Below are 14,009 nucleotides of genomic sequence, written 5' to 3' on the forward strand. Positions count from 1 at the left end.
GATGTGCACGCAGGCTTTCAAATATTTCGCAACTGCGCAAGGGTTGAGAGTATGAAAAGCCTGAACCCGGATAGTATCGCCCCACCCTTTGCCCGCTATTCGCACGGGATCGAGGTACCGCCGGGCTGGCGGATGGTGCGCACGTCAGGGCAGTTGGGACTGGATCGTGACGGTTCTGTTCCGGAAGACTGCAAAGCGCAGGCGGCGATCTGTTTTGCCAATATCACCGCAATTCTGGCCGAGGCCGGGATGGGGCCGGGCGATGTCTGCCATGTCGGCGCCTATGTGACAGACCGTGCGCATATGCCCGGATACATGGCCGCGCGCGATGCGTTTCTGGCGGAGAATGCGGTTTTGCCAAGTTCAACACTGGTGATCGTGTCGGGCTTTACCCGCCCGGAATTCGTGGTCGAAGTCGAAGTGTGGGCCGCGGCGCCCTAGCTGTGATCGCCTTTCAGCAATTTCCACAATGTCCAACCGCAGGTGCCGCCAAAGAACAGGACCGCGATGCCAATCGCCTCCCATCCGCCGGGACCAGTTGGCAGACCGCGATAGAGAAGCGCGGCGCATACCATCACAAGACCCGCCAGTGAAAAGCAAAGGCGAAAGATCAGGTCAGATCGCGTGGGTCCGTGTTTGTTGGTCATGGGTGCGCTGTATTGCGGGCTCTGTCTGTTGCCAGTCCGTGGTGAGGGATCTATCGCTCATAAGGATCGGCGAGCGCGGGGAGGATGGTGCCGACACAGGTGCCAAAGCCGATCTTGTACCCGTCACCCGACGCATGGCCTGCGAGGGTGAGCGTATCGCCATCCTCAAGAAATGTCCGCGTCTCGCCACTGTCGAGGCTGAGCGGTTCCTTCCCCCCCAACTGAGTTCCAGCAGGCTGCCACGCTCTGCCTTGGTCGGTCCGGAGATGGTGCCGGAGCCAAGCAGGTCGCCCGCATTCATCGGGCAGCCCGAGGTTGAATGGTGCGCAAGCTGCTGGGCGGAGGAATAGTACATCTCCTTGAAGTTGGTTTGTGCAATGGTCGTAGCCGGTTTGCCGGATGGCGCAAGTGTCACGCTGAGATCGATGTCATAAAGCATCGGTCCTGTATCCTTGAGGTGGTCGAGCAGTTCGAATTCCCGTTCGGGCGTTGCCGTGCGGAATGGTTCGAGGGCTGCCTTGGTCACGATCCAGGGGCTGATCGAGGTGGCCGTTGCCTTGGCTTGAAACGGGCCGAGGGGCTGATATTCCCACGCCTGAATGTCGCGCGCGGACCAGTCGTTGAGCAGGACATAGCCGAAGATGGCAGCGTCGGCCTCGTCCACGGTGATCGGGTGATCAGATGACGTGCCGACAATTGCGCCGATCTCAAGTTCCAGATCGAAACGGCGCGATGGCAGGAAGGCGGGCCTGTCGTGATCGGGCGATTTCAGCTGACCCCAAGGGCGGCGCACATCAGTGCCCGACACCACCACGGACGATGCGCGCCCGTTATACCCAATCGGGATATGCAGCCAATTGGGCGGCAGTGCGTTTTCGGCCCCACGAAACATGGTGCCCACATTGGTGGCGTGATGGCGCCCTGCGTAAAAGTCGGTGAACTCGGACACGACAAGGGGCAGGTGCAATGTGGCCTCGGCCATGGGCACCATCAGCGGTTCGACCAAGGCGCGGTTGCGTGCACCTTCGCCCAACAGATCCGCAAGCCGGTTGCGCAGCGCGGCCCAGACCGCGGGTCCCTGCTCCATCAACTCGTTCCAGAAAGGCACATCGAACAGCGGTTCATCCGTAAGGTCGATCACGCCGTTTTCTTCGGCGGCCTGCATATCAAGGATCATGTCCCCGATGGCCACACCGCAGCGGGCATCCAGAGTGGGCGTTGAAAACACCCCGTACGGCAGATTGTTCAGGGGGAAATCAGTGCCAGCGGAATTGGCGCTGGCGACCCAGGATCGTTTAAGAGGCATGAAGGACTTTCGTTTTGTCTACCACCAGCCGGACCCGCTGGACGGCGGTTCCTGACCGGGATTCATTTTCTGTTCATCGCGCGGGGCGCGCCATTGGCGGGTGATCGTGGGCAGTTGCCATATCGTAAAGGCCGCAAGCACAATCAGACACCAGCCCAGCCAAGAGATCGAGGAGAGAAACGTCAGCATCTGTCTGGTCATCCTCCACTAGGGCAGCCGGTGTTCGGGGGTCATGTTTCGTCGTCGTTCCCGTTCTTTCGCTTGTTCTGAAACCAGCGCAGCACGACGAAGAACAGGATGAAGAAAACCGCCCACGACAGCAGGTCCATGAGGTATTCAGGCATCCTATTTCCGACCCGGCGTGCCGTCGAACTTCTTTTCGATGTCCGACCAGCAGTCGATGTAGTCGTCCTGAAGCGGTGCGTCGTCTGCGGCGAACCGGGTCAGGTGTTGGGGAAAGCGGGTTTCGAACATGAAGGACATTGTATTGTCTAATTTCTCCGCTTCAAGCTTTGCGTTGCTGGCTCTTTCAAACGCGGTTTTGTCGGGCCCGTGCGGCAGCATCATGTTGTGCAGGCTCATCCCGCCGGGGACGAAGCCCTTGGGCTTGGCGTCGTATTGCCCATAGATGTTGCCCATCAGCTCGGACATGATGTTCTTGTGATACCATGGCGGGCGGAACGTATCCTCGGCGACCATCCAGCGTTCGCGGAACAGCACGAAATCGATATTGGCCGTCCCCGGTTGCCCCGACGGTGCCGTGAGCACGGTAAAGATCGACGGATCGGGGTGGTCAAACAGGATCGCTCCCACCGGGCAGTAGGTCTTGAGGTCGTATTTCAGCGGCGCGTAGTTGCCGTGCCATCCGACCACATCAAGAGGCGAGTGTCCGATCTGTGTTTCATGAAACTGGCCACACCACTTGATTGTGAGGGTCGAGGGTGCCTCGCGATCCTCAAACGCGGCCACGGGGGCCTTGAAGTCGCGCGGGTTGGCCATGCAGTTGGCCCCGATGGGACCGCGCCCGGGCAGTTCGAATTTCTGGCCGTAATTCTCGCAGACAAAGCCGCGACAGGGCCCTTCGAGCACTTCGACACGGTAGACGAGGCCGCGCGGGAGGATCGCAATTTCCTGAGGGGCCACGTCGATGATGCCAAGTTCGGTGCAAAAACGCAGGCGGCCTTCCTGGGGCACGACCAGCAATTCGCTGTCAGCCGAGTAGAAGTAGGCATCCTTCATCGACGCAGTCACCAGATAGATATGGCTGGCCATACCCACTTGGGTGTTGACGTCACCGGCAGTCGTCATGGTGCGCATGCCGGTGAGCCAAGTGAGGTCCGCGTCGGAATGGGGCACCGGATCCCAGCGGTACTGTCCAAGGCTGGTCACATCCTCGATCACATGGGGCGCGGAGACCCAGTGGGGCAGGTCGATCCGCGCATAGCGCCCCGAATGCTTGACCGAGGGGCGGATGCGGTAACACCACGTCCGCTCGGGGCGTTCATGGGTAAAGGCGGTGCCACTGAGTTGTTCGCCATAGAGGCCGTAATTGCATTTCTGCGGTGAATTCATGCCTTCGGGCAGCGCGCCGGGCAGGGCCTCTGTTTCGAAATCATTGCCGAAACCGGGCATGTAGCCTGCCGTGATCCCTGCGCCCGACGGGGCTTGGATCATCGAATGCGGATCGGTCTGACGGTTCATAACGCGGCTCCCCGGCGTGGCTTGTGGAATGGTCGCACCTGTAATAGTTGTTTTTGTAACTAACAAGCGGTGTGATGATGCGCGACAATCAGGATTTCGATGTGCGGGAGTTTCTGCCCTACCTGCTCAATCAGGCGGCAGAGGCGGCGAGCCTTGAATTCCAGAACGTCTACAAGGACCGCTATGGGATGCTGCGCAACGAATGGCGGGTGCTGTTTCACCTCGGGATTTACGGGCGCATGACGGCGAGTGAGATTGGCGCCCGCGCGCAGATGCACAAGACCAAGATCAGCCGCGCAGTACAGCGGCTGGCCGAGCGACGCTACCTTGTGCGCAAGCGCGACAGCACGGATCGCCGGGTCGAGCATCTCGACCTCACGCCGCTAGGCCGCAAGGTTTACGCAGACCTGCGCACCACGGCGCGGGACTATGACGCCGCCCTTGTCGAGGGCTTGAGCAAGGCGGACGTCGCCCGCCTGCGCGCGCAATTGGTGCAGTTGGCCGCGCGGCGGGGCTGACGCCTCTTGGGATTGTGATTTGCCAGCGCGGACGTGGCGGCACAGGCTTGGCCGGTTAAGTTGCCAAAGGATGTCCGAATGCGCTTGTTTGCCCTGCCTCTGATTTTCTCGATGATCCTATTCGGCAAGACCCTTACGGCTCAAACCGGCACGTGCGGGGATGCCGATACGCCGTGCAGCGTCGAAAGTGGCGACTATTACATGGCCATGCCGGACAGCGCGCCCAAGGGTCTGGTCATCCATCTGCATGGCGCAGGGGCCAGGGCCAGCGGATTGCTCAACTCCGGAATGGCGCGCGAGGCGTTGGCGCGCGGCTATGCCTTTGTCGCGCCCGAAGGCTACCACCCCAATTCGCGCTTTGTGCGCAACTGGTCGGTGCGCGCGAATGAGTCGTTCTTCGAGCGTGACGATGCGCTGTTCCTGCGCGAGGTACTGGCTGATGTACGGGCAAAGACCGGCGTGACTGACGAACCCGTTTTGCTGGCCGGGTTCTCGCGCGGGGGATCGATGGTATGGGACATTGCCTGCCATGATCCGGAATTTGCGACCGCCTATGCGCCGCTGGCCGGCGCGTTCTGGGACGATCTGCCCGAAGTTTGCGCCGCCCCGGTGATGCTGTTTCACACCCACGGCTGGAACGACCGGACGGTGCCTCTTGAGGGGCGGTCATTTCGTGATGGGCAGGTGGTGCAGGGCGATGTGTGGGCGTCACTCAAGGTTCTGCGCGAAACCAATGGCTGCGATGCGCGCCAGCCCGAACGCAACAGCTTTGAGGGTGATCTGTGGTTCCGGCACTGGACAGATTGCACCGCGGGCAAGATTGAGTTGATGCTGCACAAAGGCGGTCACGGTGCGCCGAAAGGCTGGGCAACCCGTATGCTGGACTGGTTCGAGGCGCAGACCGGCTAGGGGCTAAATCGTGACGTCGACCCCGGGCAACTCAAGCGTCTTGAGCAGTTCGCGCAATTCCTGACGGGCCGCCACGTTCGAGATGTTCAACTGCTTGACCCCGATTTCCTTGAGGTCGAGCAGAGTCAGCCCGCGCGGGAACAACTCGCGGAAGATCACCCGCTCGGAAAAGCCGGGTGCGATGCGAAATCCGACGCGTTTGGACAGCATCTTGATCGCGCGCTCCATCTTTTCCTTGTTGACCATGCGCTGCGCACCCATGCGGTTGCGCACAACGATCCAGTCGATGGGGCTGAGCCCCGCCTGCGCGCGCAACTGACGCGCATTCCAGACCATCTCGGAATAGACCGACGGGCCGAGGATCTTTTCGCCGGATGCATCGATCCGAGCCAGCAGGTCGAAGTCGACAAAACTGTCGTTGAGCGGTGTGATCAGCGTGTCGGCGAGGGAATGCGCGACCTGCGACAAGCGTGTGTGCGAGCCGGGGCAGTCGATCAGGATGAAATCACTGTCCGATTCAAGCGTCGCCACAGCAGCACTGAGCCGGTGATCATAGATGTTTTCGCCTGGTTTCAGAGCGGCGGCGTCGATTTCGGGCAGATCGTGGGCGTCCGGCGACGGCAGGTTCAATCCGGCCGAGGCAAGGAAGGCTTTGCGGTTTTCCACATAGCGACCAAAGGTGCGTTGGCGCAGGTCGAGGTCCAGCGCGCTGACCTTGTGCCCCATGCGGGACAGGGCCGTTGCGACATGCATGGACACGGTGGATTTGCCCGCTCCGCCCTTTTCGTTGCCGACGACGATGATATGCGCCATTTCTGCCCTCTTGCCCCAATCCGCTTGCCGGATTTTCGGACACTATATGTTGTGCTTTGGCCCTTGAAAAGCGGCGACCGACCTTTTCCTGCGTCAGCGTGGCGCGGCAGACTCAGTCGTCTCCTTGTTAGCGCTATCAGAAAAGATATGCTATGATCTGACACATCGTTTTTCGAGTCAGGAGAGCACAATGCCCCTCAACCCCGTCATGACCCGCGTCACTGAACGCGTGATCGAACGCAGCGCCCCCACACGCCGTCGCTATCTGGACCGCATGGCCAAGGCGAAATCGGATGGCCCGGCACGCGCGCATTTGTCCTGCAGCGGGCAGGCTCACGCCTTTGCCGCGGCCGGTGACGATCAAAGCCGCCTGGCCGAAGCGATCAGCGGCAATCTGGGCATCGTGACCGCCTACAACGACATGCTGTCCGCCCACCAGCCGTTCGAACGCTATCCCACCCTGATCCGCGATGCGGTGCGCGCGGCAGGCGGCACGGCGCAGGTCGCAGGCGGTGTGCCCGCAATGTGTGATGGTGTCACCCAAGGCGAAGCGGGGATGGAGTTGAGCCTGTTTTCCCGCGACGTGATCGCACTGGCCGCTGGTGTCGCGCTGAGCCACAACACCTTTGATGCCGCCGTATTCCTTGGGGTCTGTGACAAGATCGTTCCCGGTCTGATCATCGCGGCACAGTCCTTTGGCCATCTTCCGGCCGTTTTCCTGCCAGCGGGTCCGATGACCAGTGGCCTGCCAAATGATGAAAAGGCGAAGGTCCGCCAACGCTTTGCCGCAGGTGAGGCCACGCGCGAAGAGTTGCTGAAGGCGGAAATGGCCGCCTATCACGGCCCCGGCACCTGCACATTCTACGGCACAGCCAACACCAATCAGATGTTGATGGAGTTCATGGGCCTGCACCTGCCCGGGTCGTCTTTTGTCAATCCCAACACCGATCTGCGCGACGCGTTGACGGTCGAAGGGGCCAAACGTGCCTTGTCCCTGTCTGCCCTTGGCAATCACTATACGCCCGTTTGCGACGTGCTGGATGAAAAGGCATTTGTGAACGGGATCGTGGGTCTGAACGCGACGGGCGGGTCGACCAACCTGCTGATCCACCTGATCGCCATGGCGCGGGCCGGTGGGATCATTCTGGATTGGGAAGACTTTTGCGATCTGTCCGAAATCACTCCACTGATTGCGCGGGTCTATCCCAACGGCTTGGCGGACGTGAACCAGTTCCACGCAGCAGGCGGCCTCGGTTTCATGATCGGGCAGTTGCTGAACGCGGGCCTACTACACGATGACACTAAGACGGTCGCAGGCGACGGCCTTGAAAACTATACCCACGAGCCAAGGCTGGAGAGCGGCACGTTGACGTGGACGCCCGGGTCGGGTGAGAGCCTGAACACCGGCATTCTGCGCCCCGCAAGCGATCCGTTTCAGGAAACCGGCGGCCTCAGCCGTCTGGTCGGCACCTTGGGCACAGGGGTGATGAAGATTTCCGCTGTCGCGCCCGAACACCGCGTGGTCGAGGCACCGTGTCGCGTGTTCCACGATCAGGATGAGGTCAAGGCAGCCTTCAAAGCGGGTGAGTTCGAAGGTGATATGATCATCGTGGTGCGCTTTCAGGGGCCCAAGGCGAACGGGATGCCGGAACTGCACAGCCTGACGCCGCTGCTCGGGATCATGCAAGGGCGCGGTCAGAAGGTGGCGCTGGTCACCGACGGGCGCATGTCGGGCGCATCCGGCAAAGTCCCGTCGGCGATCCATGTCTGCCCCGAGGCGCTGGACGGCGGCCCCATCGGCCAGTTGCAGGATGGTGACATCGTGCGTGTGGATGCGGTGGCGGGCGTTTTGGAAGTTCTGACGGAGGGTGTCCTTGAGCGGCCCCACGCCACAGCGGACCTGTCTGACAATCAGTGGGGCGTCGGCCGGGACATGTTCACGGCCTTTCGCTCGAACGTCGGGTCTGCCAATACTGGCGCGACTGTATTCGGAGACTTTTGATCATGATGACTGCCAAAGCCGCTGCTGCCCGGGCGTGGGAAATCTGCAACCTGGCCCCGATTGTACCGGTCCTCGTGGTCGAGGATGTGGCGCATGCCCGTCCGCTGGCAGAGGCCCTGGTGGCGGGTGGTTTGCCCGCGCTCGAAGTGACGCTGCGCACGCCTGCCGCTTTGGACGTGATCGCGGCCATGGCCGAGGTCGAGGGCGGGGTTGTCGGGGCTGGCACATTGGTCACGCCGGACGACGTCTACGCGGCCAAGGCGGCGGGGGCGCAGTTTGGCGTGTCACCCGGCGCGACGGATGCGCTGATCGCGGCCTGCGAGGCGGAAAGCCTGCCGTTGCTGCCCGGTGCAGCGACGGCGTCCGAGGCGATGGCGCTCTTGGAGCGGGGCTATGACATGCTGAAATTTTTCCCGGCCGAGGCGTCGGGCGGGGCACCGGCCTTGAAGGCGATCGGAGCACCTTTGCCGCAGATTTCGTTCTGCCCGACAGGGGGGTGAGCATGGCGAATGCGGAGAGTTATCTGAGCCTGCCAAACGTGGTCTGTGCGGGGGGATCATGGGTGGCACCCAAGGACAAGGTTCTGGCCGGGGACTGGGCGGGAATCGAGGCCCTGGCGCGGGAGGCGGCGGGTCTGTCCCGCTGAAGTGTCCCACGCTGGGACGCGGGTACGGTTTATAGATATCAAGGGGTTACAGAGGCGGATTCAGGGTTTGTTAGGGATTGAGAGCCGGTTGGTTGGGTGAATACGCCGCAGGTCGAGCGCGTGCGCCTCGTGTTTGAATAGCAGATGTTCGAAAATAGAAATTCTTGCCACGCGCCCAATGACTGTGCGCAGAATGACCTAAAACAAGCAAAGAAGTGAGCGGGTTGTGCCCAAATGCGGCTCTGCTTGGGGGTGAAATCCAATCGGACCGCTTGATTAGTTCTGAGCTGACCCCAACCAATTCACGATGTCTTCGCGCGGCGCGCCGCAAAACTCGTCGGATGCGCGTGGATCAAATACATGTTTTTTCGGATCGAAGACAGTCGTGCTACGCGCCATTTTTCGTTTTATCCAAACCGCTGCAACACGGCTGTTTTCGTCCAGCTCAGCGACGTATGTGTCCACGACTTCCCCATCCCCATTTGTAACACCCACGTGACACTAGAATGCACAGAACGATTCTGAAAAGACGTATTTGGTTTGGCGGGCCGAAGAAGCTCCAACCCATTTGAATGTGATTGGGCATCGGCCAGGCTCGTTTTGTGCGCGACAGAGCCGAAAGTCTTTCGCTTCGTATCAAACACCAAATCAGGTCGCGATGGTCTTGCGGCGCAGTCGGGAGCCCGCTCAGCCTGGTAGTGACCGAGCGAGCCTCCTTTTTTTATGCGCTATTCGGCGCGGACCGGGAAAAACATCGTCTCTCCGGAATGGTCGTCAACACCGTCATTGTCAGTCGACACCCACATCGTGCCGTCTGCTGCGATGGCGAGCCCTTCGACCTTGTCCAAAACATAACCGCCGGTGGAGGTCAGGTAGGGCAGAAGGTCAACTACGACCTCCGGCTTAAGCACCGCCGGTGTCTCGTCCAGGGCGACCATACTGTCCATCGCAGACATCGGCACGCGGGTGATCATCTTGGTGACTGCACGGGCGTCGTGCTGATTGTCACGTTCGACAAAGTACATGAAGTCGCCGTGGGCCACGATCTCGGATAGGCCGACCCATCCCGTTGTCGGTTCGGTCTTTTTGTAGTGGATCACGGACCATTCCTTGGTTTCGAGATTGTAGCCAAGAACCTTGGAGTGGTTCGCCGGATCGTCGCGCCACTCGCGCTGTACGGCCATGTATAGCATGTCACCGACGCGCGTGATCCCTTCGAACCCGAAACGGCGTTCGACGGCCAGCAGCTCAGGCGGCAGTGCGATGTAGTCTTCCAGCGCGCCGTCCGCGCCAACGTGGTAGATGGCATGAGGGATCAGCCGATCCGAGCGGCCTTCGGACGCGATCCAGAAGCCGCCGTCACCGTCCAGCGCAATGCCTTCCATGTCGATCAGTTGGGCGGGTTGGCCTGTGCGGGTGATGCGGATGGCATCGACGATGCGCGCTGGGGTGTCCGACACGTCGATGTGGAAGATGGTTGGCTGCATGCCGTAGAAGCTGTCGGACACGGCGTAGATCGTCCCGTCGTCGGCCATGACCTGACCCGAGATTGCACCCCAACCCGTGAGTTCGTCCATGCCGGCGGATGTGAGATGCGGATAGCTTGCGGGCGCATCTTGGTATTCGAACAGCATTACATGCGCGCGGGCCCCTGCATCATCAACCTCGTTGGCTGAGACGAGCAAGTTGCGTTGGGGGATGGTTACATAGCCCTCTGGCCCGATCCCGGACGGCAAGAGCTGTTCCAGCACCGGATTGGCGAGGTCCGATACGTTGTAGACGCCCACGATTGAAGACCGCTCGGCCCCGACAAAGACATATGGCGTGCCGCCAAAGACATCGAAAGTCACGCTTTCCGGCTCGACCCCTTTGTTGCCAGAGCGTTCTTCGGGGTAGTGGCCGACCTGAATGATGGCGTGTTCGAGGTCGACGCCGCTTTCGTAGACGATGGTCCCGTCCTGGCTGAAAATGGTCCAGCCGCGCGAACCGCCGTCCATGTCGCCTTCGTTTGCGGTCGCAAAGTGCGTGTTGTCGATCCAAGTTACCGAGTCCGGTTCGCGCACGACGGTGATGGTCTGGTCAAAGATCAGCGCGCCTTCTTCTTTGGTATCGACCCCTTCGAGGGTCACCTCACCGGCGGAGAAATGGTTCAGAACGCTGCCATCCGCCGAAAGAACAATCATGTGGTTGTTTTCCTGCAGCGTCACGACGATCTCGTTTTCGTCGTTGATTGCGACGAATTCCGGTTCGGGATCTTCGGGCGCGACATCCGCCAGACCGGTAATGTCGGCGGAGATCATTGCGTCGCAGTCGAGGCTACCTTCGGCGGTGGGCACAATGGCCACGAAACCCGCGGGCATCTGGCCCACGCGGCCATCACCCAGATCTTCGTCGCGTTCGTTTTCGATGGCTACCGCAACAAAGCTGCCGTCAGGCGATACCGCAACGCTGTCGGGTTGGCCGCCAAGGTCGCAGGACGCAAGCACTGTTTGCGACGACACGTCGATGGCGTGCAAAACGCCCGAGACATTGATGTAGTCCTCTGACGTGTTCTCGCCGAGATAGGCAATGTTGCCCGACACCGAGACGCTGGTCGGCTCGCCTTCCAGCTCAATTGCACCCGCGGCGACGGGGTTGGCCGGGTCAGTAATGTCGATGAAGCCCACGACTTCGGCAGGACCGTCTGTGTAGACGAGCGTCATGCCATCCGCAGTGGCGGAAATAATCTCGGCCGAGCTTTCCTCGGCGTCTGACGCGTTCTGGGCGACCATGAACGAGGCGATGCGGTTGAAATTCATCTCTTGCGACATCGCAGGCGCAGCGATCAGGGCTGCGACGGATGTCAGAGTGGCGGCTCGAAAGATCATGTATGTCCCCCTTCAGGTCTTGAGCGATAGGCGGTCTGGAACCGCCCCGCATGTAGAAAACTGAAAGAGGTAACAGGGACATGACGGTCACTGCATTTCTTTGGAAATGCAGCACGCTTTGGACGCTACGAGACCTTGTGTCCCTGGCTCCAAACCCCGCGCAGCAAGGGCACTTCGGGAAGGAGTTTGACCCGCAGAACATCGCCGCGTTGGCCCACTTCAAGTGTGCCGCGGTCCGTGAGGCGCGCGGCTTGTGCCGGGTTGTGGGTCACGGTGGCGATGGCCCGTGGCAGATCGTCCCAAATGCGCGCAAGGCGGAACGCGGCCAACAGGAGGGCAGACGGCACGTAATCAGAGGACGCAATGTCCAGCAGATCGCGCTGTGCCAGCACTTCGGCTGCGACATTACCGGAATGTGAACCACCGCGGATCAGGTTTGGTGCACCCATCATCACCGCAATGCCCTGATCGCTACAGGCCTGTGCTGCCTCTGTCGTTGTGGGGAATTCGGCAAAGTTCACGCCGTGCGCGGCCGACGTTGTGACATGTTCTGCCGTCGTATCGTCGTGGCTGGCCAGAACAGCGCCGAGGCGTTTGGCCTCTTTCACCGCGCCCTGTTCGTGTTTCGCGCCAAACTGCTTTTGCAGACGCAGCAGGTTTTCAACGTGTTCTTCAAACTCTGCGTCATTCATCCCGCGTTTCTTCGCAACATAGTTCTTGAGGGAGGTCATATTGCGGAATTGGCGCTGGCCGGGAGTGTGATCCATCAGGCTGACGATACCCACGCGGTCCTGAGCACTGAATGCCGCCAGTTCTTCGAGCAGAGTTTCAGAGCAGATTTCGGCCCGCAGATGCAGAAAGTGGCTGATTTTGAAGTAGCCTTGAGCGCGTGCGGCAAGCAACTCATCTGCCAGTTTTCTTGCATATTCGGTGTACCTGCCCTTATCGCCGGCATGGATCGATCCCACGCGCATCGCGTCGAATACGGTTGTGATGCCCGCGCCGGCAAGCTCTGCGTCATGCGCGATCAAGGCGGGCAGATGCGGCCAGTCAACTTTAGGGCGCGGCTCAATGTGGCGCTCGACATTGTCGGTGTGCAACTCGACCAGACCAGGGATGACCAGATCCCCGTTGCAATCTTCGGCACCCGTCGGAATGCGATCACCTTCGATGATGTCAGTGATCACACCATTTTCGATGGTCACGGCGCCTGTCATTTCCGCGTCTGCTAAGACCAGGCGCGCATTTGCAAGGCAAAGATCGCTGCCGCGCATTTCTCCGGCAGTTTCCACGCTCGGTGCCAAAGGAGAGAAATTCATGACACGGTCTCGCTTTTTGTTGGGGATTGGCCTGTTGCAGCGACATCTGCCCGGCGCGGCACCCTGTCCGGGCGAAGAAGAGCAATCCCGCGCGCGACCGTTTCTGCAAGCGGTCCATCGTTTGGCAGGTGCCGAACGTCCAGCCCCGTAGGCAAGGCCTTGTCGGCCTGTGCCAGACGCTTTGCGATTTCGGCTTCGGTCTCTCTGTTGCGGGCCACAAGTCGTTTGGCGATTGTCTCGGGCGCAGCCGTGACGTTCAACACAATGAGGTTGGGAAAGATGGATTCCGCCGGACGCAGCATATTGCGGGAAAAGTTGATGAGACAGTCCTTGCCCTGGCCCAACTGATATTTGACCATTGTTGGGATGCCGTAGGACAGGCCGTGCGCGTGCCAGTGAATGGCAAAGGCGCCGTTTCGGACCAATTCTTCGAATTCGGCTTCTGAGACGGCATCGAAGTCCTCGCCGCCCGCATCTTTGTCACGGGTTATGACGCGGCGCACGAGGTGCGCATTGGGCAATGCTGCATGCAGCCCTTCCATCACACTGTCCTTGCCGACGCCCGAAGGGCCGACCACGGCGATGACCCGCCCGGTCATGCCGCCAACCCCGGTGTGAATTGGGTGACGTCCACTTCGCGATCACAGACGCGGGCACGGGCCGCTTCGTCGTGAAAGATGCCAATGATTGCGGCGCCACGCGCTTTTGCTTGTTCAATAAGTGACAGAACCACCTCTCTGTTCGCTGCATCAAGGCTGGCGGTGGGCTCATCCAGCAGCAACGCCGGATAGGGGTGGGCAAAGCCGCGTGCGATGTTCACACGCTGCTGTTCGCCGCCCGAGAAGGTGGTGGGCGAGAGGGACCAGAGCCGCTCAGGAATGTTGAGCAGGGTGAGCAATTCACGTGCCCGCGTTTGTGCGGCCTCTTCGCTGGCCCCGATATTGCGCAGCGGCTCCGCCACCACATCCAGCGTTGGCACCCGTGGCACGACGCGCAGAAACTGACTGACGTAGCCGAGCACATTGCGCCTGAGTGCGATGATGTCGCGTGGTTCGGCCTGCACAAGGTTCAGATCGCCCACGATGATGCGGCCGGTTTCGGCAAGGTAGTTGCCGTAGATCATGCGCATCAGTGTTGATTTTCCGGCACCGGAAACGCCGGTGAGGGCCACGCATTCGCCCGGCGCAACGGACAGTGTGACGCCTGACAGAACCTCGATCGCTGTGCCGCCCTGATTGTGCAGCGTGAAGGTCTTGGACACGTTCTGAATTTCAATCATCG

General features: G+C 60.6%; 13 protein-coding genes and 2 pseudogenes. 5 read left to right on the forward strand and 10 right to left on the reverse strand.

What is annotated here, in order from left to right:
• Positions 1–51 precede the first annotated feature (51 nt).
• Positions 52–441, forward strand: coding sequence for a RidA family protein (locus ACERZ8_RS08205; RefSeq protein ID WP_407591748.1), 390 nt, complete (start codon positions 52–54; stop codon positions 439–441).
• Here ACERZ8_RS08205 and ACERZ8_RS08210 read toward each other — a convergent pair.
• From ACERZ8_RS08210 to hmgA, 4 genes and pseudogenes are all read right to left on the reverse strand, one after another.
• Complete coding sequence (locus tag ACERZ8_RS08210; RefSeq protein WP_407591749.1) at positions 438–647, reverse strand: hypothetical protein; 210 nt, start codon at positions 645–647, stop codon at positions 438–440. The genes ACERZ8_RS08205 and ACERZ8_RS08210 overlap by 4 nt on opposite strands.
• A gap of 50 nt (positions 648–697) precedes the next feature.
• Positions 698–1,953, reverse strand: a pseudogene (gene fahA, locus ACERZ8_RS08215) (fumarylacetoacetase).
• 18 nt (positions 1,954–1,971) lie between these two features.
• Complete coding sequence (locus ACERZ8_RS08220) at positions 1,972–2,142, reverse strand: hypothetical protein (RefSeq protein WP_407591750.1); 171 nt, start codon at positions 2,140–2,142, stop codon at positions 1,972–1,974.
• Positions 2,143–2,298: 156 nt separating this feature from the next.
• Positions 2,299–3,654: a homogentisate 1,2-dioxygenase gene (gene hmgA / locus ACERZ8_RS08225; protein WP_407591751.1), complete on the reverse strand. Its 1,356-nt coding sequence runs from the start codon at positions 3,652–3,654 to the stop codon at positions 2,299–2,301.
• A 77-nt stretch (positions 3,655–3,731) separates the two neighbouring features.
• Between hmgA and ACERZ8_RS08230 the strand changes: the two genes are divergently transcribed.
• Positions 3,732–4,172, forward strand: coding sequence for a MarR family winged helix-turn-helix transcriptional regulator (locus ACERZ8_RS08230; RefSeq protein WP_407594218.1), 441 nt, complete (start codon positions 3,732–3,734; stop codon positions 4,170–4,172).
• Between the two features lie 78 nt (positions 4,173–4,250).
• The gene (locus ACERZ8_RS08235; RefSeq protein WP_407591752.1) at positions 4,251–5,081 is read left to right on the forward strand and encodes an alpha/beta hydrolase family esterase; all 831 of its coding nucleotides are present in this window, start codon (positions 4,251–4,253) and stop codon (positions 5,079–5,081) included.
• Positions 5,082–5,084: 3 nt separating this feature from the next.
• Here the strand turns inward: ACERZ8_RS08235 and ACERZ8_RS08240 are convergent, their stop codons facing one another.
• On the reverse strand, positions 5,085–5,894 hold the full coding sequence (locus ACERZ8_RS08240) for a division plane positioning ATPase MipZ (RefSeq protein ID WP_407591753.1): 810 nt from the start codon (positions 5,892–5,894) through the stop codon (positions 5,085–5,087).
• Positions 5,895–6,084: 190 nt separating this feature from the next.
• On the opposite strand from ACERZ8_RS08240, the gene edd reads away from it, so the two are divergent.
• Together edd and eda are read left to right on the forward strand one after the other, a co-directional pair.
• Entirely contained in the window at positions 6,085–7,896 is a 1,812-nt protein-coding gene (edd, locus tag ACERZ8_RS08245; RefSeq protein ID WP_407591754.1) for a phosphogluconate dehydratase, read from the forward strand.
• A 5-nt stretch (positions 7,897–7,901) separates the two neighbouring features.
• Positions 7,902–8,542 (forward strand): annotated as a pseudogene (gene eda, locus ACERZ8_RS08250) (bifunctional 4-hydroxy-2-oxoglutarate aldolase/2-dehydro-3-deoxy-phosphogluconate aldolase).
• Between the two features lie 276 nt (positions 8,543–8,818).
• Here the strand turns inward: eda and ACERZ8_RS08255 are convergent.
• The 5 genes from ACERZ8_RS08255 to phnL form a co-directional block, all read right to left on the reverse strand.
• On the reverse strand, positions 8,819–9,007 hold the full coding sequence (locus tag ACERZ8_RS08255) for a hypothetical protein (RefSeq protein ID WP_407591755.1): 189 nt from the start codon (positions 9,005–9,007) through the stop codon (positions 8,819–8,821).
• Between the two features lie 263 nt (positions 9,008–9,270).
• Complete coding sequence (locus ACERZ8_RS08260; RefSeq protein ID WP_407591756.1) at positions 9,271–11,409, reverse strand: esterase-like activity of phytase family protein; 2,139 nt, start codon at positions 11,407–11,409, stop codon at positions 9,271–9,273.
• 125 nt (positions 11,410–11,534) lie between these two features.
• Positions 11,535–12,683: an alpha-D-ribose 1-methylphosphonate 5-triphosphate diphosphatase gene (locus tag ACERZ8_RS08265; protein ID WP_407594220.1), complete on the reverse strand. Its 1,149-nt coding sequence runs from the start codon at positions 12,681–12,683 to the stop codon at positions 11,535–11,537.
• Positions 12,684–12,724: 41 nt separating this feature from the next.
• Entirely contained in the window at positions 12,725–13,327 is a 603-nt protein-coding gene (gene phnN / locus ACERZ8_RS08270) for a phosphonate metabolism protein/1,5-bisphosphokinase (PRPP-forming) PhnN (protein ID WP_407591757.1), read from the reverse strand.
• On the reverse strand, positions 13,324–14,007 hold the full coding sequence (gene phnL / locus ACERZ8_RS08275; protein ID WP_407591758.1) for a phosphonate C-P lyase system protein PhnL: 684 nt from the start codon (positions 14,005–14,007) through the stop codon (positions 13,324–13,326). Before phnL ends, phnN begins: the two co-directional genes overlap by 4 nt.
• Positions 14,008–14,009: the final 2 nt, after the last annotated feature.

It is taken from the genome of Tateyamaria armeniaca (assembly GCF_045797845.1).
GTDB classification, from domain to species: domain Bacteria; phylum Pseudomonadota; class Alphaproteobacteria; order Rhodobacterales; family Rhodobacteraceae; genus Tateyamaria; species Tateyamaria armeniaca.

What these genes read in the sequence shown, in the direction of transcription:
- ACERZ8_RS08240 (WP_407591753.1), bottom strand. Translation starts at nt 5,894, where the DNA reads ATGGCGCATATCATCGTCGTCGGCAACGAAAAGGGCGGAGCGGGCAAA.
- phnL (WP_407591758.1), bottom strand. Translation starts at nt 14,007, where the DNA reads ATGATTGAAATTCAGAACGTGTCCAAGACCTTCACGCTGCACAATCAG.
- ACERZ8_RS08220 (WP_407591750.1), bottom strand. Translation starts at nt 2,142, where the DNA reads ATGCTGACGTTTCTCTCCTCGATCTCTTGGCTGGGCTGGTGTCTGATT.
- ACERZ8_RS08205 (WP_407591748.1), top strand. Translation starts at nt 52, where the DNA reads ATGAAAAGCCTGAACCCGGATAGTATCGCCCCACCCTTTGCCCGCTAT.
- ACERZ8_RS08265 (WP_407594220.1), bottom strand. Translation starts at nt 12,683, where the DNA reads ATGCGCGGCAGCGATCTTTGCCTTGCAAATGCGCGCCTGGTCTTAGCA.
- ACERZ8_RS08235 (WP_407591752.1), top strand. Translation starts at nt 4,251, where the DNA reads ATGCGCTTGTTTGCCCTGCCTCTGATTTTCTCGATGATCCTATTCGGC.
- edd (WP_407591754.1), top strand. Translation starts at nt 6,085, where the DNA reads ATGCCCCTCAACCCCGTCATGACCCGCGTCACTGAACGCGTGATCGAA.
- ACERZ8_RS08230 (WP_407594218.1), top strand. Translation starts at nt 3,732, where the DNA reads ATGCGCGACAATCAGGATTTCGATGTGCGGGAGTTTCTGCCCTACCTG.
- phnN (WP_407591757.1), bottom strand. Translation starts at nt 13,327, where the DNA reads ATGACCGGGCGGGTCATCGCCGTGGTCGGCCCTTCGGGCGTCGGCAAG.
- ACERZ8_RS08260 (WP_407591756.1), bottom strand. Translation starts at nt 11,409, where the DNA reads ATGATCTTTCGAGCCGCCACTCTGACATCCGTCGCAGCCCTGATCGCT.
- ACERZ8_RS08210 (WP_407591749.1), bottom strand. Translation starts at nt 647, where the DNA reads ATGACCAACAAACACGGACCCACGCGATCTGACCTGATCTTTCGCCTT.
- hmgA (WP_407591751.1), bottom strand. Translation starts at nt 3,654, where the DNA reads ATGAACCGTCAGACCGATCCGCATTCGATGATCCAAGCCCCGTCGGGC.